At 70.3% G+C, this 19,674-nt stretch carries 17 protein-coding genes; 5 read left to right on the top strand and 12 right to left on the bottom strand.

All coding sequences use genetic code 11. From position 1 onward, the window contains the following. Nucleotides 1-85: 85 nt before the first annotated feature. Both ACF3NS_RS11900 and metH read right to left on the bottom strand, forming a co-directional pair. Nucleotides 86-781, bottom strand: coding sequence for an HAD family phosphatase (locus ACF3NS_RS11900; RefSeq protein ID WP_288799419.1), 696 nt, complete (start codon nt 779-781; stop codon nt 86-88). Continuing rightward, complete coding sequence (metH, locus tag ACF3NS_RS11895) at nt 778-4,398, bottom strand: methionine synthase (protein ID WP_392466262.1); 3,621 nt, start codon at nt 4,396-4,398, stop codon at nt 778-780. Before metH ends, ACF3NS_RS11900 begins: the two co-directional genes overlap by 4 nt. 90 nt (nt 4,399-4,488) lie before the next feature. Here metH and ACF3NS_RS11890 point away from each other — a divergent pair, with 90 nt between their 5' ends. After that, nucleotides 4,489-5,358 (top strand): PAC2 family protein, encoded by an 870-nt coding sequence (locus tag ACF3NS_RS11890; RefSeq protein ID WP_289033810.1) that lies wholly within the window; start codon nt 4,489-4,491, stop codon nt 5,356-5,358. 430 nt (nt 5,359-5,788) lie between these two features. Here the strand turns inward: ACF3NS_RS11890 and ACF3NS_RS11885 are convergent, their stop codons facing one another. From ACF3NS_RS11885 to ACF3NS_RS11865, 5 genes are all read right to left on the bottom strand, one after another. Then, the gene (locus ACF3NS_RS11885; RefSeq protein WP_154592801.1) at nt 5,789-6,268 is read right to left on the bottom strand and encodes a DUF2087 domain-containing protein; all 480 of its coding nucleotides are present in this window, start codon (nt 6,266-6,268) and stop codon (nt 5,789-5,791) included. Nucleotides 6,269-6,475: 207 nt separating this feature from the next. Next, a complete protein-coding gene (gene mshC / locus ACF3NS_RS11880; protein WP_392466258.1) occupies nt 6,476-7,735 on the bottom strand; it encodes a cysteine--1-D-myo-inosityl 2-amino-2-deoxy-alpha-D-glucopyranoside ligase in 1,260 nt (419 codons plus the stop codon). Between the two features lie 213 nt (nt 7,736-7,948). Beyond that, the gene (locus ACF3NS_RS11875; protein ID WP_392466256.1) at nt 7,949-8,878 is read right to left on the bottom strand and encodes an SCO1664 family protein; all 930 of its coding nucleotides are present in this window, start codon (nt 8,876-8,878) and stop codon (nt 7,949-7,951) included. A gap of 1 nt (nt 8,879) precedes the next feature. After that, complete coding sequence (locus ACF3NS_RS11870; protein ID WP_392466253.1) at nt 8,880-9,437, bottom strand: DUF3090 domain-containing protein; 558 nt, start codon at nt 9,435-9,437, stop codon at nt 8,880-8,882. A 9-nt stretch (nt 9,438-9,446) separates the two neighbouring features. Continuing rightward, nucleotides 9,447-10,175 carry an MSMEG_4193 family putative phosphomutase gene (locus ACF3NS_RS11865; RefSeq protein WP_392466251.1) on the bottom strand — a complete coding sequence of 243 codons (729 nt, stop codon included), beginning with the start codon at nt 10,173-10,175 and terminating at the stop codon, nt 9,447-9,449. 83 nt (nt 10,176-10,258) lie between these two features. On the opposite strand from ACF3NS_RS11865, the gene corA reads away from it, so the two are divergent. After that, nucleotides 10,259-11,263, top strand: coding sequence for a magnesium/cobalt transporter CorA (gene corA, locus ACF3NS_RS11860; protein WP_392466249.1), 1,005 nt, complete (start codon nt 10,259-10,261; stop codon nt 11,261-11,263). A 316-nt stretch (nt 11,264-11,579) separates the two neighbouring features. On the opposite strand, the gene ACF3NS_RS11855 is transcribed toward corA, so the two are convergent. Both ACF3NS_RS11855 and ACF3NS_RS11850 read right to left on the bottom strand, forming a co-directional pair. Next, nucleotides 11,580-12,437, bottom strand: coding sequence for an undecaprenyl-diphosphate phosphatase (locus ACF3NS_RS11855; RefSeq protein WP_392466246.1), 858 nt, complete (start codon nt 12,435-12,437; stop codon nt 11,580-11,582). Nucleotides 12,438-12,617: 180 nt separating this feature from the next. Beyond that, complete coding sequence (locus ACF3NS_RS11850; RefSeq protein ID WP_392466244.1) at nt 12,618-12,953, bottom strand: primosomal protein; 336 nt, start codon at nt 12,951-12,953, stop codon at nt 12,618-12,620. A gap of 142 nt (nt 12,954-13,095) precedes the next feature. On the opposite strand from ACF3NS_RS11850, the gene ACF3NS_RS11845 reads away from it, so the two are divergent. Further along, nucleotides 13,096-13,281, top strand: a complete 186-nt coding sequence (locus ACF3NS_RS11845; protein WP_392466242.1) for a DUF5703 family protein — start codon at nt 13,096-13,098, stop codon at nt 13,279-13,281. A 13-nt stretch (nt 13,282-13,294) separates the two neighbouring features. Here the strand turns inward: ACF3NS_RS11845 and ACF3NS_RS11840 are convergent, their stop codons facing one another. Together ACF3NS_RS11840 and ACF3NS_RS11835 are read right to left on the bottom strand one after the other, a co-directional pair. Beyond that, the gene (locus ACF3NS_RS11840) at nt 13,295-14,638 is read right to left on the bottom strand and encodes a M20/M25/M40 family metallo-hydrolase (RefSeq protein ID WP_392466241.1); all 1,344 of its coding nucleotides are present in this window, start codon (nt 14,636-14,638) and stop codon (nt 13,295-13,297) included. Between the two features lie 364 nt (nt 14,639-15,002). Beyond that, nucleotides 15,003-15,341 carry a nucleotide pyrophosphohydrolase gene (locus tag ACF3NS_RS11835; protein ID WP_392466239.1) on the bottom strand — a complete coding sequence of 113 codons (339 nt, stop codon included), beginning with the start codon at nt 15,339-15,341 and terminating at the stop codon, nt 15,003-15,005. 92 nt (nt 15,342-15,433) lie between these two features. Here ACF3NS_RS11835 and ACF3NS_RS11830 point away from each other — a divergent pair, with 92 nt between their 5' ends. Further along, the gene (locus ACF3NS_RS11830) at nt 15,434-17,188 is read left to right on the top strand and encodes a DNA/RNA helicase domain-containing protein (protein ID WP_392466236.1); all 1,755 of its coding nucleotides are present in this window, start codon (nt 15,434-15,436) and stop codon (nt 17,186-17,188) included. Between the two features lie 183 nt (nt 17,189-17,371). Then, entirely contained in the window at nt 17,372-18,913 is a 1,542-nt protein-coding gene (locus ACF3NS_RS11825; protein ID WP_392466235.1) for a restriction endonuclease, read from the top strand. Between the two features lie 347 nt (nt 18,914-19,260). Here ACF3NS_RS11825 and ACF3NS_RS11820 read toward each other — a convergent pair whose 3' ends face one another. Beyond that, nucleotides 19,261-19,665 (bottom strand): hypothetical protein, encoded by a 405-nt coding sequence (locus ACF3NS_RS11820; protein ID WP_392466234.1) that lies wholly within the window; start codon nt 19,663-19,665, stop codon nt 19,261-19,263. Nucleotides 19,666-19,674 lie beyond the last annotated feature (9 nt).

The raw sequence follows: 19,674 nt of genomic DNA, 5'->3' as shown, positions 1-19,674 counted from the left end.
GAACGATTCAATACGCCATTGGTGACCAGTCGCGGGCCGTGAGTTGCGGTGGTTCGGGGTGGGTGTGGGGTCGCGGCACCCGCCGTCAGGCGAACAGCCGCCACAGCTCGGGGATCGACGCGCCCGTCATGGTGGGGACGATGCGCAGGCCTTCCTGCTCGGGGATCTCCACCATGTGCGGGATCCCCACGGTGGGCACGCCCGCCGCCAGCGCGGACGCCAGCCCCGTGTTGGAGTCCTCGATCGCGAGGCAGTCGCGGGGCGCCACGCCGAGCAGGCTCGCCGCGGTGAGGTACGGCTCGGGGTGCGGCTTGCCCCGCGTGACGACGTCGCCGGTCACGACCGCGTCGAAGGTCCCCGCGGGCAGCGCCTGGACCATGACGTCGGCGAAGGCGGCATACGACATCGTCACCAGCGCGCACGGCACCCCGAGCGACCGGGTCGAGGCGAGCAGCGCCTGGGCGCCAGGTCGCCACGGGATGTGCTCGCGGAACCGTCGGATGACGCCGGCGAGCAGGGTCTGCACGACGTCCTCGCGCGACATCGTCACGGGCGTGTGCGCGCGGATGTAGTCGGCGGACCACAGCAGTGCCTGGCCCACGAGCTGGTGCGCGTGCTCGTCGGACCACTGCCCGCCGTAGGCCTCGACGAGGGCGTACTCCTCGGCGATCCAGTAGGGCTCGGAGTCGACCAGGGTGCCGTCCATGTCCCACAGGACGGCGGCGGGCAGCGCGGCGCGCTCGGTCATCGGGCTCGTGCTCCTCGGGTGCGCGTCGCTCATGCCTTGAAGTAGCTCGCCTCGGGGTGATGCGCGACGAGCGCGTCGGTGGACTGCTCGGGGTGCAGCTGCAGCTCCTCGGACAGGGTCACACCGATCCGCTCGGGCTCGAGCAGCGCCACCAGCGTCGCGCGGTCCTCTAGCTCCGGGCACGCGGGGTAGCCGAAGGAGTACCGCTCGCCGGTGTACTTCTGGCGCAGGATGTCGCCCAGCGCGGTGGCATCGGCGCCCGACACGCCCAGCTCGGAGCGGACGCGGGCGTGCCAGTACTCCGCGAGGGCCTCGGTGAGCTGCACGGACAGGCCGTGGAGCTCGAGGTAGTCGCGGTAGGCGTTGGCCGCGAACAGCTCCGCCGTCGCGCCGGCGACCCGGTCACCCATCGTCACGAGCTGGAAGGTGACGACGTCGGGCTGACCGTCGGCCTCGACGGCCTCCTTGGGACGCCAGAAGTCGGCCAGGCACAACCGCCGGTCGCGGCCCTGGCGCGGGAAGGTGAAGCGGGCCCGCTCGCCGCCGAGCTCGATCGTTCCGTCGGGGCGCTCGGTGTGCTCGAGCACCACGAGGTCGTTGCCCTCGCTGTAGCACGGGAAGTAGCCGTAGACGACGGCGGGCTGCACGAGGTCCTCGGTCTTGATCCGGTCGAGCCACATGCGCAGCCGCGGCCGGCCCTCGCGCTCGACGAGCTCGTCGTAGGACGGGCCGTCGTCGGCGCGCGACGGCTTGAGCCCCCACTGGCCGAGGAAAGTGGCCCGCTCGTCGAGGTAGCCCGCGATGTCGCTGGTCGAGATGCCCTTGACGACGCGCGTGCCCCAGAACGGCGGGGTCGGGATGGGCACGTCGGCGGCGACGTCGGAGCGCCGGGTGTCGACCTCGACGGGTTCGGCGGCTTCCGTATGCCGTGCTGCGACCCGCCGCTCGCGGAGCGGGGGCAGGGCGTCGGACAGCTGCACGGTGGGGTCCGCCTTGGCCTTGGCCACCGCGTCCATGAGCCGCAGCCCCTCGAAGGCGTCCCGCGCGTAGCGCACGTGCCCGTCATACAACTCGGCGAGGTCCTGCTCGACGTAGGACCGGGTGAGGGCCGCGCCCCCGAGCAGGACCGGCCAGCGGTGGGCGAGGGAGCGGGAGTTCAGCTCGAGGAGGTTGTCCTTCATGATCACGGTGCTCTTGACCAGGAGCCCGGACATGCCGATGGCGTCGACCGCGTGCTCCTCGGCCTTGTCGATGATCTCGTTGACCGGCACCTTGATGCCGATGTTGACGACCTCGAAGCCGTTGTTGGACAAGATGATGTCGACGAGGTTCTTGCCGATGTCGTGGACGTCGCCCTTGACGGTGGCGAGCAGGACCTTGGCCTTGGCCTCGCGCTTGCCGCCGCCCGCCGCGGCCTCGATGTGCGGCTCGAGGTGGGCGACGGCGGCCTTCATCGTCTCGGCCGACTGCAGGACGAAGGGCAGCTGCATCTTGCCGGAGCCGAACAGCTCGCCCACGGTCTTCATGCCCGCCAGGAGCATGTCGTTGATGATGGCGAGGGGGTCGTGCCCGGCGGCCATGGCCTCGTCGAGGTCGGCCTCGAGTCCGTTGCGCTCGCCGTCGATGATGCGCTGGCCGAGGCGCTCCTCGAGCGGCAGGGCGGCGAGGGCGTCGGCGCGCTCCTGCTTGAGGGAGGTCGAGTCGACACCCTCGAAGAGCTCGAGCATCCGGGCCAGCGGGTCGTAGGTGCACTCGGACTCCCCAGGCTCGCCGGCCCACTCGCGCCGGTCGTGCACGAGGTCGAGGGCGACCTGGAGCTGGTCCTCGGGGATGCGCGAGATCGGCACGATCTTGGCGGAGTTGACGATGGCGCTGGTCAGGCCGGCCTTGACGCACTCGTCGAGAAAGACCGAGTTGAGGACCTGGCGCGCCGCCGGCTTGAGGCCGAAGGACACGTTGGACACGCCGAGGGTGGTCTGCACCCCCGGGTAGCGGGTGGTGAGCTCACGGATCGCCTCGATGGTCTCGATGGCGTCGCGGCGCGTCTCCTCCTGGCCGGTGGCGATCGGGAAGGTCAGGCAGTCGACGACGATGTCCTCGACGTGCATGCCGTGCTCGGTCGTGAGGGCCTCGATCAGGCGTGACCCGACGGCGACCTTGTGCTCGCGGGTGCGGGCCTGGCCCTGCTCGTCGATGGTGAGGGCGACGACGGCGGCACCGTGCTCGGCGACCAGGCGCATCATCTTGGCGTAGCGGGACTCGGGGCCGTCGCCGTCCTCGAAGTTGACGGAGTTGATGACGGCGCGGCCGCCGAGGCGCTCCAGCCCGGCCTGGATCACGGCGGGCTCGGTCGAGTCGAGCACCAGCGGCAGGGTGCTGGCGGTGGCGAAGCGGGACACGACCTCGCTCATGTCGGCGGCCCCGTCACGTCCGACGTAGTCCACGCACACGTCGAGCAGGTGGGCGCCGTCGCGGGTCTGGGCGCGGGCGATCTCGACGCAGTCGTCCCACTTCTCGGCGAGCATCGCCTCGCGGAAGGCCTTGGAGCCGTTGGCGTTGGTCCGCTCCCCGATCGACAGGAAGGACGCGTCCTGGCGGAACGGCACGGGGGCATAGAGCGAGGCGACGCCGGGCTCGGGCCGCGGGGTGCGCTCGCCGAGGGGTCGGCCGCCGACCGCCGCGGCGACGGCGCGCAGGTGCTCGGGCGTCGTGCCGCAGCAGCCGCCGACCAGGGCGACGCCGTAGTCCTGGGTGAAGGTGCGGTGCGCCGCCGCCAGCTCGTCCGGCTGCAGCGGGTAGCGCGCGCCGTCCTTGGTCAGCTCGGGCAGGCCGGCGTTGGGCATGCAGGTCACCGGGATGCGCGCCTGCTGCGACAGGACCCGCAGGTGCTCGCTCATCTCGGCCGGGCCGGTCGCGCAGTTGAGCCCGATGGCGTCGATGCCGAGCGCCTCCAGGGCGGTCAGCGCCGCGCCGATCTCCGACCCGAGCAGCATCGTGCCCGTGGTCTCGACAGTGACCTGGACGATGACCGGCAGCGTCTCGTCGGCCGCGGCCAGCGCGCGCTTGGCGCCGACCACCGCGGCCTTGGCCTGCAGCAGGTCCTGGACGGTCTCGACGAGGAGCGCATCGGCACCGCCGTCGATCAGACCGCGGGCGTTCTCGGCATACGCGTCCCGCAGGGTGGCGTAGTCGATGTGCCCGAGGGAGGGCAGCTTGGTGCCCGGGCCCATCGACCCGATGACATAGCGCAGCTTGTCCGGCGTCGACCAGTGGTCGGCGGACTGGCGGGCGATCTCGGCGCCCGCGCGCGCCAGCTCGTAGATGCGGTCGACGATGTCGTACTCGCCGAGGTTGGCGTAGTTGGCGCCGAAGGTGTTGGTCTCCACGAGGTCCGAGCCGGCCTCGAAGTAGGCGTCGTGCACCGAGCGGACGACGTCCGGGCGCGTCACGTTGAGGATCTCGTTGCAGCCCTCGTGGCCCTGGAAGTCGTCCATGCTCGGGTCGGCCGCCTGGAGCATCGTGCCCATGGCGCCGTCGGCGACCAGGACTCGTCGGGTCAGTGCGGTGCGGAGCTCGTCCGAGCGTGCGCTCACGGCTGGGCCTGCCTTTGCAGTCGGGGACCTGGCGAAGTCTAGGCTGGGTCGAAGCATTGGCGTGGACGCGTCCGTGTTGCGCCATCCCGCCGTCAGCCCGCTAGTCAGTCCGCAGTCAGTCCACCAGTCGGTCCACCAGGAGTGCGCGTGATCCAGTTCGATGACCTACCGCCGCTGCGGCGACCCGTCATGATCGCCGCCTTCGAGGGGTGGAACGACGCCGGCGAGGCCGCCACCGACCTCGTGTCGCATCTGTCGCAGGCGTGGGACGCCGAGCCCGTCGCCGCGATCGACCCGGAGGAGTACTACGACTTCCAGGTGACGCGTCCGCGCATCGTCAGCCAGGACGGCGAGCGGCTCGTGACCTGGCCGACGACGCGGATCCTGCACGCGACGCTGCACGGCGAGGACCGCGACGTCCTGCTCGTCGAGGGCATCGAGCCGTCCGTGCGGTGGCGTGCGTTCACCGAGGAGCTGCTGGACCTCGCCGAGCAGGCCGGCGTGGAGCTGCTCATCACGCTCGGCGCCTACCTGGCGCCCATCCCGCACACCCGCCCCATCGGCACGGACGTCACCTCCGAGAGCTCCGAGCTCGCGCACCGGTTCGACATCTCGCCGTCCGGCTACGAGGGACCGTCCGGGATCGTGGGGGTGCTCAACCTGGCGGCCGAGCAGATCGGTATGCCGGCGGTCAGCGCCTGGGCCGCGATCCCGCACTATGCCGGGTCGGCGCCCTCCCCCAAGGCCTCGCTGGCGCTGCTCGGACGCCTGGAGGAGCTGCTGGACATCACGATCCCGCGGGGCGACTTCCCCGACGACGCGGTGGCCTGGCAGCACGGCGTCGACGAGCTGGCGTCGGGCGACGAGGACGTGGCGGAGTACATCTCGTCGTTGGAGGAGGCGCAGGACACGGCGGACCTGCCCGAGGCGAGCGGCGAGGCGATCGCGCGCGAGTTCGAGAAGTTCCTGCGTCGCCGCGACACCGACGGCCCCGGCACCCCGCCCGGCAAGCACTGACCTACCGGGGGTAAGGGCATCGACCGGCCTCCGTCCCCCAGGCGGATGATCCCGCCCCCGGTAAGGGCATCAGCCGGCCTCCGTGCCCCAGGCGGATGATCCCGCCCCCGCTCGCCCTACTGGCGCCATTGGTCACCAATGATCGGATCGCACCCCTTTGGAACGATCCAAAACGTCATTGGTGACCAATGGCGCGGGGTGAGCGTGGCCGTATGCCGGAGGCGGCCCGCGGCACTCGTGGTCGCCGTCGCCGCGCCGAGTGTCCGGGCCACGAGGCCGCCCTCACGTGACGAAGGCGCTGGCTCGACACAGCGTTGTCACGTGCAGGCCCGCGTGGCGTGCTAAAGGTGCTGGCTCGACGCAGCTTTGTCATGTGCAGGCCCGCATGGCGTGCTGAAGGTGCTGGCTCGACGCAGCTTCGCCGCCCCTGCTACCCCGGCGCCTGGACCTGCCCGCGGTGGGTGCGCAGGCTGCGCAGGAACGCCGCCTCGTCCACCGGGATCTCCTGCGCCTCGGTGGCGTCGCGCTCGGGCACGCTCGTCGTGACCCGATAGATCCCCGAGTCCCGGTGCAGGTAGCGGTAGTTCACCAGCTCGCGCCGCAGCCAGGCGTGGTCCTCGTGCGCCGCGCCGAGGATCGCGGTGACCTCGCTCTCGGCATACGACCGCCCGATCTCGAACCGGCTGAGCAGGTGCAGCAGCACGGCCACCCGCCGGCGCCTCTTGACGGGGATCGACACGATCCGCTCCCCGTCGACGAACGGCCGCACCAGCCGGGCGATCTCGTCGACGGCGCGGGTCACCTCGGGGGGCGGGAGGGCGAGCACGGCCGCCTGCGCCGCGGTGTAGGTCTCACCGGTGCGCTCCATGCGCGCGCGGATGACGGTCTTGAGGTCTGCGTCCTGGGTCATCGTGGGTCCTCGACGCTGCGCCTGCGTGCCCCAGCCCACGCGCGCAGCGGGTCGCCGACGATGTGGTGGTTGCTCGTCCGAGGATCTGATCCCCTTGGCCCGGTGCGGCACGGGCTGGGGACCGGTGCGCGGGCTGGGCGTCGGACGGCGCCACTGCGGGTCAGCCTGCCAAGGCCGTATGCCGACCGTCAACCCGTTTGTGCGGGGTCAGCGCACGTCGACGCCGAGCAGCGCGTCCAGCGCAGCCGCGACCTGGGTGCCCGCTCGCGCATCCGTCCCGCTCGCGGCGGCCCACGCGTCGACGGCGGCCAGCGCGGCCGGGGTGTCGAGGTCCTGGCACAGGGCGGCGCGGACTTGGGCCACGACTTCATCCGCATCCGGTGCCGCCTCACGCGCGACGGCGACGCGCCAGCGGTCGAGGCGGTCCTGGGCCCGCGCGAGCAGGTCTTCGGTCCAGTCCCAGTCGGTGCGGTAGTGCTGGTCGAGCAGCACCAGCCGCACCGCCATAGGGTCGACGCCCGTCTCGCGGAGCCGGGACACAAGCACGAGGTTGCCCTTGGACTTGCTCATCTTGGCGCCGTCGAGGCCGACCATCGCCTGGTGGAGGTAGGCCTGCGCGAACCCACGCTCCCCTGTCAGCCCGGCGGCCTGGACAGCGGACATCTCGTGGTGGGGAAAGATCAGGTCGGTGCCGCCGCCCTGCACGTCGAAGCCCATGCCGAGCGTGTCCAGCGCGATGGTGGTGCACTCGATGTGCCAGCCCGGTCGGCCGCAGCCCAGCAGCCCTCCGGCCCAGGCGGGTTCGCCGCGCCGCTCCGCGCGCCACAGCAGCGGGTCGAGGGGGTCGCGCTTGCCGGCCCGGTCGGGGTCGCCGCCGCGGTCGGCATACACGCTCATCATCTGGTCGCGGCTCCACCCCGACACCTCGCCGAAGCTCTCCTGCTGCGCCAGGTCGAGGTAGTAGTCGGCCGCGCCCTCGCGCACCAGGTCATGCTCGCCCTCGGGCACCGGCACGGGGTATGCCGCCCCCGTCTCGACGAGCTGGGCCACCTGGTCGGCGATGGCCTCGACCGACTCGACGACGCCGACGTAGTGGTCGGGCGGCAGCACCCGCAACGCGGTCATGTCATCGCGAAAGAGCTGGATCTCCTTGGTGGCCAACGCGGTCCAGTCGACACCGTCGCGGGCGGCCCGCTCGAGCAGGGGGTCGTCGACGTCGGTGATGTTTTGCGTGTAGTGCACCTCGTGCCCCGCCTGGCGCAGCGCGCGCCCGAGCAGGTCGAAGGTGACGTAGGTCGCCGCGTGGCCCATGTGGGTCGCGTCGTAGGGCGTGATCCCGCAGCAGTAGATCCGGGCCGTTGGGCCGGGTGACAGCTCGACCACCTCGCCTCGCGCTGTGTCGTGGAGGCGTACGGGCAGCGGGCTGCCGGGGACGGGCGGGACGGCGGGTGCGGGCCAGGACTTCACGCGCAGAGCCTAGCGGCGCCCGCGGACAACCCCCTGCCCGCGTCCAGACCTACCGGGGGCGGGATCATCAGCCTGGCGAACGAAGCCCGGTCGATGCCCCCACCCCCGGCGGGATCATGAGCCTGGCGAACGAAGCCCGGTCGATGCCCCCACCCCCGGCGGGATCATGAGCCTGGCGAACGAAGCCCGGTCGATGCCCCTACCCCCGGTAGGTCAGAGTGGGGGCCAGGGGATCGGGTAGTGCCCGGGGTTCGGCTCGGGATAGGTGCCGGCCGCCAGCAGCGCCGACACGCGCGCCGCCAGCGACGCGATCTCGTCCTCGCTCAGCAGCCCCACCAGCCCCTGCACCAGCGCGGACCCGGGTTCGCCGAGCAGCGACTCCAGCAGCGACAGGCGCTCCACCTCGGCCGCGGGCAGCGGGTCACCGACCCAGCCCCACAGCACGGTCCGCAGCTTGGGCTCGGCGTGCAGCGTGATCCCGTGGTCGATCCCCCACGCGCGACCGGTCGGGTCGACCAGGACGTGCGAGCCCTTGCGGTCGGCGTTGTTGACCACGCAGTCGTATGCCGCGAACCGCGCCGCCGCCTCGTCGTCCCGGTGCACGACCACGACCTGCTCGCCGGCCGGGGTCTCCCCCGTGAACACCGGGATCACGCCCTCCCCGATCGCGTCGGGTGCGACCAGGTCGACCATCGGGCTTGCGTCCGCGTCGTGGTCGATCCACAGCTGCACCGACCCGGGGCCGAGGGGCCCCTCGCGCAGGACGGTCGGCGGCACGACGGCATACCCGCCCTCGTGCGACACCAGGAACGCCGCCGTCTCGCGCTGCGCCAGCGTCCCCGGCGGGAAGTCGTGCAGCGGGCGTTCGCCGCGCGTCGGCTTGTAGATCACGCGGATCGGCGCCCGCCCGCTCTCGTCCTCGCCGTCCCCCACCAGCCCGAGGAACACGCCGTTGGACGCCTCCACCAGCTGCCCCACCAGGCGCAGCTCCTCTCCCGCCAGGCGTCCGAGCATGGCCTCGACGGCGGCCCGGTCCGTCGGGTCGACCACCGGGTTGGGCAGCATCAGCTCGGGCGGGATCTCACCCGACGCCTGGCGCGCCTCCTCGCGCGCCTCCTCGCCCGGCGTCTCGTCAGGACTCACGTCACCGCTTGTAGCCGTTGGCGCGCGGACAGATGTGCCCCTCGGGATCGAGCGGCTCACCGCAGAAGGGGCAGGGCGCGCGCCCCGCCGCCACCAGCGCCAGCGATCGGCGGGCAAAGGCTCGCGCCGCGGCCGGCGTCAGCACGACGCGCACGACCTGCGGGTCGCTGGGCACGGCGTCGTCCAGCCCGAGGGCGGCCAGGTCCTCGGGGTCGGGCTGCTCCTCGAGGTCGCCGTCGGAGCAGTCGATGATCACGACGTCGCGGTGGTCGTCGTACGCGAGCCCGATGCTCTGCACGCGGAACTCGTCCTCGATGGGGGTGCCGAGCGGCTCGTTGTCGACGAGTCGCGCGGCGGCGGCGTCGGAGCCGGTGAGGGGGGCGTGCAGGTCGAGCAGGTCGTTGCAGCGGTCGGCGAGGATCTGGACCTGCTGCTTCTCCAAGGACATGCTCGTCAGCCGGCCGCGGCCCGCGGCCTGGAGAAAGAACGTGCGCTGCCCGGGCGGCCCGACGGTCCCGGAGACGAACCTCTCGGGCGGGTCGAAGATCTGCTGCGGCATGTCCCGACCCTAAGCCGTCCCACCGCCCACGGCGGCATCACCGCGCGCAGTCTCGTCCTTCGGGTGGGTGGGGGCCAGCCCGGAGAGGTCATGGCCTCCGTCGTTGAGGCGTATGACGAAAGGCCGCGTCGCCGTGTAGCGGATCACTGACAGGGACGCAGGGCCCACGACGAACCGTTGGAACAGGTCGAGGTGCGACCCGGCGGCGTCGGCCAGGATCGCCTTGATCACGTCTCCGTGGCTGACGAGCAGCCACACGGCGTCGGGCCCGTGCTCGGCCTCGACGAGACGGTCCAGATCGCGGACGGCGGCGACGGCGCGGTGCTGCAGGTCGGCGATGGACTCGCTCGCGTGCTCCTGCGACGCCGGGAAGCGCGCCCGCGACGGGTGGTCCTGCACGGTGCGCCACAGGTCCTCCTGGGCGAGCTCGGCGAGCGGACGCCCGGTCCACGCGCCGTAGTGGCACTCCCCGATCGCGTCCACCGTCACCCGGCGCGCCTCGCCCCAGCCGCCGTTGTGCGCCCGCGCAGCGGCATACAGCTCGTCGGCGGTCTCCTGGCAGCGCTGCAGCGGGGAGACGGCGGCAAGCCGGATGGGCAGCCCGGCGAGGCGGGTCGCGAGGTCGCGCGCCTGGGCTCGTCCCTGGTCGTCGAGGCCGACCCCCTCGGTCCAGCCGGCGAGCAGTCCGGTCGCGTTGGCGTCGGTGCGTCCGTGACGGACGAGCAGCAGCGTGGGCACCGCACCACTGTGCCACGCGCCACCGCCCCTCGGCTCGACGGTCCCGCAGCCTCGCGACCCTGCAGGCCGTACCCTTGCTGGTTGTGATCGTCGACCAAGCTCTCTACCGCCACGGCCGCCGGATGCCCTGCGGGGACCTGAGCGAGGAGCTCGCCGCGCTGCGGGACCGCGCCGACGACGGGTTCTTGTGGATCGGGCTCAAGGACCCGACCGACGAGGAGTTCGCCCTCGTCAACGACGAGCTCGGGCTGCACCCCCTGGCCGTGGAGGACGCGCTCACCGGCGAGCAGCGCGCCAAGCTCGACATCTACGACGACACGATCTTCATGGTGGTCAAGACGCTGCGCTACGTGGAGCGCACGAGCGACGTCGAGACCGGCGAGGTCATGCTGTTCGTCGGCGACAAGTTCGCCCTCACGGTCCGCAGCGGCGAGGCCAACCCCCTGGCCGGCGTCCGCGCGCGCCTCGAGCTGGCGCCGGAGCACCTGGCCCACGGCCCCGCGGCGGTGCTCTACTCCGTGCTCGACTCCATCGTCGACAACTACCTGGTGATCGACGCGGAGCTGGACGACGACCTCGACCGGATCGAGCGCGACATCTTCGGCGGCGCCAAGGGCGACCACGCGTCCGAGATCTATGAGCTCAAGCGTGAGGTGCTGGAGTTCAAGCGGGCCTCGGTGCCGCTGGCCGAGCCGGTGCGCCGCCTCGCCAAGGACCGCTCGGTCCCGGTGGTGCACAAGGCTGCTCGCCCGTTCTTCGCCGACGTGCTCGACCACCTGCTCAAGGTCAACGACCACGTCGAGTCCTACGACCGGCTGCTCACCGACGTGCTCAACGCCCACCTCGCGCAGATCGGCGTCAAGCAGAACGAGGACATGCGCAAGATCTCCGCGTGGGCCGCGATCGGCGTCCTCCCCACGATGATCGCCGGGATCTACGGCCAGAACTTCGAATACATGCCCGAGCTCAAGGCCAGCGTCGACGTGGGCGGGCACGAGTTCTACTACGGCTACTTCGTGGTGATGGCGCTGATGGTGACGGGCTGCACGTTCCTCTACCGCCTGTTCAAGCGCTCCGGGTGGCTCTGAGACCTCGATCCGCCCGACGGCCGGGCTGAGGTGACCGCCGACGGGCGGACTTGCCACACGTGACGCCTGACGTGGCCAAACTGCTGGTGCGAGGCACTTTCGCCACGCCTCGGGGTGCCTGACGTGGCCAAACTGCTGGTGCGACGCACTTTCGCCACGCCTCGGGGCGCCTGACGTGACCAAACTGCTGGTGCGACGCACCTCGTCCCCGACGCGCGTTGGCCGTGGCCCCCACCGTGCTCAAGGGCCGTATGCCGAGAACCGGCCGCCTCGTCGTGAGGCGACCGGTTCCGGCATACGGCGTGAGGCCCGGCGATCAGGTTGCGGACATCCACCCGGCGGCCAGGGCGACCAGCACGGCCGCGCCGACCAGCACGCGCCACGAGACGAAGAACATCAGGCTGTTGTTCTTCACGAACTTCAGCAGCCAGGCGATCGAGGCGTAGGCCACGACGAAGGACACGATCGTGCCGACCGCCAGCTGGCCGAGGCCGACGACGGAGGTGTTGACGTCCTTGAGCTCGTAGAGGCCGGCGCCGACCAGTGCGGGGATCGCCATGAAGAAGGACAGCTCGGTCGCGGTGACCCGGTCGAGGCCGCGGAACAGGCCGGCGGTGATCGTGGTGCCGGAGCGCGACACTCCGGGGACCAGCGAGAAGCACTGCATGAGGCCGATGATCACCCCGTCCTTGACGGTGACGCGGCTGCCCTCGGGGCGGTCCTGGCCGGCGGCGACGAGCCGCGCGTGGTAGCGCTCCCCCGCCCAGATCACGATGCTCCACAGGACCAGCGCGCCGGCGACGACCCACAGGCTGCGCAGCGGCCCCTTGATCAGGTCCTTGAAGAGCAGGGCGGCGACGACGACGGGGATCGAGCCGACGATGACGGCCCACGCGAGCGAGTAGTCCTGCCGGTCACGAGCCGCCGGGTCGCGGAGCCCGGCGACCCAGGCGAGGAACATCGCCTTGATCTTGCCCCAGAAGTAGATGAGCGTCGCGAGGATCGCCCCGAGCTGGATGACGGCGGTGAACGACGTGATGGCCGGGTCGTCGATCGGCAAGCCGAGCATCTTCTCGGCGATGGTGAGGTGGCCGGTCGAGGAGACGGGGAGGTACTCGGTGACGCCCTCGACGATGCCGAGGATGATCGAGTCCAGATAGCTCAGGGCAGACACGTGCTTCGCTTTCGCGTCGGTGAGTGGGGGCGGCCCGCGCTTGGTGGGCCGCCAACCATTGTGGCCCCTGTCGGCTCCATGAACGCTGACAACGCCGAGATCCGGGTGGATCTCGGCGTTGTCAGGCGCGCGGGGCGGCCGGTGCGGTGGTGGACGACCAGCCGGTATGGCGAGAAGCCATCAGCGGCCGGGGCGGCGGTCGTCGCCGTCCTCCTCGTCGTCCTCGTCCTCGTCGTCGTCCTCGTCGTCGTCGTCGTCGTCGTAGCCCTCGTCGTCGAGGCCGACGTAGGGGCCGTCCTCGTCGTCATCGTCGTCGTCGGTGTAGATGCCGAGCGGCGTGACCTCGCCGAACGCGTCGTCGAGGGCCTCGTCGTAGGCCTCGAACGCGTCGGCGAGCTCCTGGTAGGCGTTGACCACGGCGGGGTCGTCGTCGCCACGGCGCGAGGCCGCAGCCTCGAAGTGACGCTCGATCGCGGAGATGAAGGTGGCGAGGGCGGCGCGCGGCTCGGTGCTCATGGGACAGACGTTACCCCGTCGGCGCGGACGACAGCCATGGGACCTGGGGGTTCATGGCATGGTGGTGCCGAGGGACGGGCCGGAGCCGGGATCTGGCGTGTCGGGACCGTGGGACCGTGGGACATGGAGGGAGCCGAGCCGTATGCCGGAGTACGAGTACCGCACCGTGACGTTCCGCCGGGACGCCAGCCGCGGCGAGATCCGGCAGGCGCTGACCGACGAGGCGGAGTACGGCCACTGGGAGCTGACCAAGATGTCGCTCTACTGGGGAGGCGTGCGACGGGCCGAGATCCGGCGGCGCGTCATCCGGGTGACCCGCACCGCCTGAGTCGGCCTACGGCTCAGCAGGTGGCGAGCAGCCGCTGCAGCACGCGCGTCCCGAACTCCAGGGAATCCACGGGGATCCGCTCGTCGATGCCGTGGAACATCCCCACGAAGTCCAGGTCGGCGGGCAGGCGCAGCGGGGCGAAGCCGTAGCCCGTGATCCCCAGCCGCGACAGCGCCTTGTTGTCGGTGCCGCCGGACAGGCAGTACGGGAGCAGCAGCGATCCGGGGTCCTCGGCCTGCAGGGCGTCCGCCATACGATCCACGAGGTCGCTGCCAAAGGGGGCCTCGAGCGCGGTGTCGCGGTGGTGGACCGAGACCTCGACCCGGTCGCCGGCGAGGGCTCGGACGGTGTCCATGAGCTCGTCCTCGTGGCCAGGCAGGAAGCGGCAGTCCAGGGTCGCGGAGGCGGTCTGCGGGATGACGTTGTGCTTGTAGCCGCTGTCGAGCATCGTGAAGCTGCTCGTGTCCTGCAGCGTGCCGAGCACGAATCCCCGTGCGCCGCCGATGTGCTCGAGGAGCTCGCTCGCGTCCTCGTCGGTGTAGCCCGTGCCCGTCACGGACGACAGCCCGTCGAGCAGCTCGCGGACGCTGGCGATGTAGGTGCGCGGCCACTTGTGGGCGTTGATGCGCTCGATCGCCTGGGCGAGGTGCACGATCGCGTTGTCGTCGTTGGGGACCGAGCCGTGGCCGGCGCGACCGTGGGCGGTCAGGCGCAGCCAGGCGATGCCCTTCTCAGCGGTCTGCAGGAGATAGGCGCGCACCTGATCGCCGGTGTCCTTGCGCGGGATGGTGACGGAGTAGCCGCCGACCTCGCTGATCGCCTCGCTGGCGCCCTCGAACAGCTCGGGGTGGTGGTCGACCATCCAGCTGGACCCCTTGACGCCGCCCGCCTCCTCGTCGGCGAAGAAGGTGAAGACCACGTCGCGCGGCGGCTTGGTGCCGGTGCGGGCGAGGTGGCGCAGGTTGGCCAGGATCATGGCGTCCATGTCCTTCATGTCCACGGCGCCGCGTCCCCAGATGCAGCCGTCCTTGACCTCGGCGCTGAACGGGTCCACCGACCAGTCCCCCCCGTCGGCGGGCACGACATCGAGGTGGCCGTGCACGACCAACGCGGGCCGCTCGCGGTCGCTGCCCTCGACGCGCACCGACACGTTGGCCCGCTTGTCCTCGGACTCGGCGTAGAAGGGGTCCAACCCCACCTCGGTGAGCTGCTCCATGACGTACTCCGCGCAGGCCCGCTCCCCCGGCCCCGACCCGTCGCCGTAGTTGCTGGAGTCGATCCGGATGAGGTCGCGGCAGATGCGCGCGACCTCGTGCGTCGGGTCCGTCACGGTCGTCTGGGCGCTCGAGTCGGTCATGCCCCCGACCCTATCCCTTCCGTATGACGCACCCCCGGCCACCGCCACGACCAACGGCCTCAGGCCCGGCGCTCACCTCCCGTCCACGGTCTTCACTGGTCGGCGAGGAGCCAACGCAGCGAGTCAGCCCAAAGCAGGAGGTCTTCTTATGTATTGGTGAGGAGACCCGCCCTGGATCGCGCACGGGCGGCGCTGATAGGCCCGATCTGCGCCTCGATGGCGTGCAACTGTTGCCCGGCCTGTTCGCGCGTGAGTTTCTCAACGATCGCGTCTCCCATGGCGGCCTCCCGTGGTTCTTCTCGCTACGTGGTCGACGCTAGCCGCTACCACCGACAGACCGCTCGGCTCTTGCGAGGCCGCCGCGTCAGGCCTTGCGAGGTGCGGTGCTCCTGACGTCCGTCACCGCGAAGCGCGCGTCGTTGGCGTCCATCTTGGCCGTGACGGCAGCGCCGAGGTCGAGGTCGAGGGCGTTCGCCAGGTGCAGCAGATAGATCAGCACGTCAGCCATCTCCTCCCCGGCGCGGGTGGTCGAGACGCCTTCACCCGAGGGCGCGGCCCACTGGAACAGCTCTGCCAGCTCGCCCACCTCCCCCGTCAGCGCCAGGATCAGCGACTTGGGGTCGTGGAACTGCGCCCAGTCGCGCTCCGCGGTGAAGGCGGCGGCGCGGGCGGCGAGGTCCGAGAGGGGGGCGTTGGACGTCATACGGCTGAGCCTGTCACGGCGCTGCGCCCCACAGCACGTGGGGCCACCTCGTAGGCTGGCGCTCCCGACGTCGCAGAGGATCCGGAGGCCCCGTGGCAGGTAAGGCGTTCGTGAGGCGCATCCACTTCCACGAGAGCGCCCTCACCGACCTGGTCGAGGAGCTGCAGCGGGCGGGCACCGACGACGAGCGTCGTCTGGCGCGACACCTGCTGGACTTCCCGACCGTCTACGTCGTGCACAAGGGCGATGGCGCCGGACGTTACGAGGTGTACGTCGGGGAGACCTCGGACATCCGCAGCCGGACCGTGCAGCACCTGCGCGCCGACATCCTTGTCCGGGAGGACTGGGCGGATCTTGCCAAGGCCACGGACGCTCAGATGTACGTGATCGGCCACCAGCACTTCACCAAGTCGATGACGCTCGACGTGGAGAACCGTCTCATGCACTGGCTCAACGGCTCCGACGCCGTCGCGCGGCTGCACAACCGGAAGCACAATCCCCAGAACGACTACTACTCCCGGGACCTGCTCGATGCGGCGTTCCGTGACACCTGGAACCAGCTGCGCCGGCACGACGACGTCCTGTTCCCCACCGAGAAGATCGTGCGCGAGTCGGCGCTGTTCAAGGCATCGCCCTTCCACAAGCTCACCCAGCAGCAGCTTGCGGCGAAGGCCCGAATTCACGACGCGATCGTGGATGCCCGCGTCTCGAATGCCACGGGTCAGCTGATCCTCGTCGAGGGGTCTGCGGGCACCGGCAAGACGGTCCTGCTCAGCAGTCTGTTCTACGACCTGTTCATGGAGGACGTGGCCCGCGACGTGATGGCGGGCTTGGAGAACCTCGACGCCTGGTTGCTGGTCAACCACGACCAGCAGCTCACCGTCTACGAGCAGATCGCGCTCAAGCTCGGCTTGTCGCGCCGCGCGGGTGACCGGGTGAGCAAGCCGACGAGGTTCATCAACAGCCGGGACGAGGGTCGGGATCCGGTCGACGTGGTTCTGGTCGACGAGGCCCACCTCCTGTGGACGCAGGGCAAGCAGTCCTACCGCGGGTCCAACCAGCTCGCTGACCTACGCAGCCGCGCCCGGGTGGTCGTGGCGATCTTCGACCAGCAGCAGATGGTGGCCACCAACCAGTACTGGGAGCCCGACGAGCTCCGTAAGCTCCGCGCCAGCGCTTCCCAGGTCATCGAGCTCGACGAGCAGATGCGTATGACGTCGTCTGAGGCGACCTATCGCTGGGTGCGGGACCTCGTGGACCTGCGGCAGGTGTCCGACATCCCCCAGGACCCCAACTACGAGGTCAAGGTCTTCGACGATCCCCACGCGCTGTACGCCGCGATCCGGGAGAAGGCCGAGGACGAGGGCCACGGGCTGTCTCGCCTGACGGCGACCTTCGACTGGGAGTTCGTCGAGAAGCGGCGGAACAACGGGAAGACGTGGGATGTCGAGATCGACACCTTCCGCGTGCCCTGGAACCTCCAGCTGGACTACAGCGCGGCTGAACGCCGCGACCTCCGGGGACGATCGTGGGCCGAGCGGCCACGGTCGATCGACGAGATCGGGTCGACCTTCACCGTCCAAGGCTTCGACCTGGACTACGCCGGCGTCATCATCGGGCCGTCCGTGACCTATCGCGACGGGCGGATCGTCTTTGACCAATTGGCCAGCGCCAACCGCAACGCCACGCAGCGGCGAACCCTCGCCAACGGCTGTAAAGCAACCGTGGCCGAGGATTTGCTGCGCAACGAGCTCAACGTCCTGCTCACCCGCGGTGTCCGGGGGCTCTACCTGTATGCCGTCGACCGCGAGCTACGCGACGCGCTCCTCGCCGCCCAACGCCCCTGACGTGTGACGTTGCACGTGCTGATTCTGGCAGCCATCCGCCTCGGCACCGACGTGTGCGCGCTGCTCAACAAGGCGTCTCGACCTGCTGGCCGGCTTTGACGGCAGTACCCTGCCACCGAAATGGGCTGTTCCTGCTGCGGCGACCGAGTCGCGGTAAGGCCCCTGATCCGTGGAGGCTCTCCCATGGCGAGGCGCAAGGGCTTTCTTCAACAGATAGCCGCAGTCCATCGCGAGGCGTCGCGGGAACGCGACCGCCGAGAGGTCGCCAACGCACGAGCGCGTGCCGCGGCGGAGAAGGAGCTCGAGCGCGAGCAGCAGCGGCGGAACAGACAGCGTGCGGTCGATGACGCTGAGGCAGAGCGTCGACGGCGGGCACAGGAACGCGAAGCCAGGGCTGTCCAGAAGGCCATAGAGGCGAAGACTCGCGCGGCCGAGGTCGAGGCGCGACGTATCGAGCGTGAGGTGCAGGCGAGGACCCGACAGAGGGAGCGCGCTGAAGCTTCGGCCGAACGAGAAAGGCTGCGCGCCGTGCGGGAAGCACAGCAAGAGGCTAGACGCGCCGCAGCTGACCACGAGGCCGCGAGGAAGGAGCAGGACCGACGACACGCGGAGATGATGACCGAGCACGTCCAGGACCGGGTGTACCGGCTGGAGGGGGTGCTTCAGCGCCGAGTCGTGGGAGCAATTTCTGCGATGTCGCTATCGGACTCCCTCCCTGGGCTCATGGCCCTGATGGACACGGCCGCGGAGCCGGGCACGTCATACGAAGTGCTGGCTGATGACGCCAATCGCCGCCTTCTGGTTGTGGTCTTGGCACCCGGCCCGACTGACGTGGTCCCTGAGCACTCGACCTACAAGGTCCGCCGAGCCGGGGGCATCGCTCCCGTGAATCGTCCTGACCGTGAACGCCGCCAGCTGTATCGCAACTACCTCGCCCGTCTCGCCCTGCGCGCCCTCCGCGAGACTTTCGACGCCGTCGAGCCCGGCCTGCTGGACCAGGTGTGGATCAGCGTCGACGTCAATGCCGTCGACCCCGCCACCGGTCAGCGCGGACGACGCCCGATGGTGACCTCCAAGGTTGACCGGGCGCTCATGGACTCGATCAACCTCGACGCCCCCGAACTTGATCCGGCGGCCTGCGTCGAGACTGTCCTGCGGTCGCATGCGAGTCGCAACGCGTACGAGGTCGAGCCGGTGGCCCCCTTCACCAGTCATGAGCTCTGCATGTTCAACATCCCAGGGGACCAGGAAGAGTCATTCGCCTTCGACTCCCGGACCGACCTGCTGGAGATGCGTCCCACAGACTTCGAGTACCTCGTGCGCGACCTCTTCCTCGCGATGGGGCTTCGTGGGTGGCACACGACCAGCTCCAACGACGCCGGCGTCGATGCGGTGGTCGTCGACCCCGGCGAGTGGACCGGTGGCGAAGTCATCGTGCAGGCAAAGCGGTATAGCAAGGCGGTCGAGCGTGCCACCGTCCACGAGCTCCTCGGCGTGATGGGAGAGAAGCATGCCACCCGAGCCATCCTGGTCACGACTGCCTGGGTCGCTCCGGCCGGTCGGCGGATTATCGATGCCAATCCCCGCCTTCAGGCCATCGAAGGCCCCGAGCTGTGCCACCTCGTCGAGCAGCACCTGGGTCGGCCCGTGACCATCCGACACGAACGCATCCCTCCCCACTGGCAGACCTCGCCCGCGACCCGGACTTCCGCACAGGACGAATAACCCGCACCGACGAACACTGGTGATCTCCGCGAGCCGCAAGGGACGTGACCCCGGCCCCGGGACCAGAGCCGCGCCGACTGGCCATCGTTGACGAGCTCCACCGCGGCTGACTGAGTGGACTCGTGCCGTGGACGGGGGTCAGAACGCCGCGAGCTTGGTGAGGCGGTCCCCGCACGGACCGCCTTCAGGATCCCACGGCGGCCTCCTCGTACGTCCATCGTGACAGGTCGAGACTTTAGTGGCCACCACCGACAGACCCCCAGTCGGTTGGGTCGGGCGCCGCCTCCGATGACCTCATCTCCGAGCTCACCCTCGACCCCACGGCCCTATCGTGGGCGCCGGCTCAGTCAATCGGCGGCACGGGGCCAGCCTGCACGACGCCACCCGAGCGGGAACGACCCGACGATGTAGTGCCGACCGTCGGAAGCGAGAGCCTCACGCTCCCGTTCGGCGGTCGTGCGATCTGCGAAGGCGCCAACGCCGACGGGATTCGCCACGTCGAGAGCGTCGCGCTCGCCGCTGGTCTGAAACACAATGTGCACGGTGTCGCAGACCTGACTCATCGGAAGGGTCTCCCACATCACGCGCGCCTCGGGGTACTCCCCCAGCACCTTCGCTTCAAGGGCGCGAGCGTCCTCCTCGCGACGCACCACGGCGATGACTGGCTCGTCACGACCAGGAGCGACGCGGCCGTAGACGACGTGGACATCGTCAACGGTGGTGTGCCGCCGAGCAAAGCTACCGCGCCTCAAGGTCCCCCC

This window comes from Arsenicicoccus cauae, assembly GCF_043162025.1.
Lineage (GTDB): Bacteria > Actinomycetota > Actinomycetes > Actinomycetales > Dermatophilaceae > Arsenicicoccus > Arsenicicoccus cauae.
Note: the sequence above shows the minus strand (reverse complement) of the source record. Positions and strands in the feature narration are given on the sequence as shown.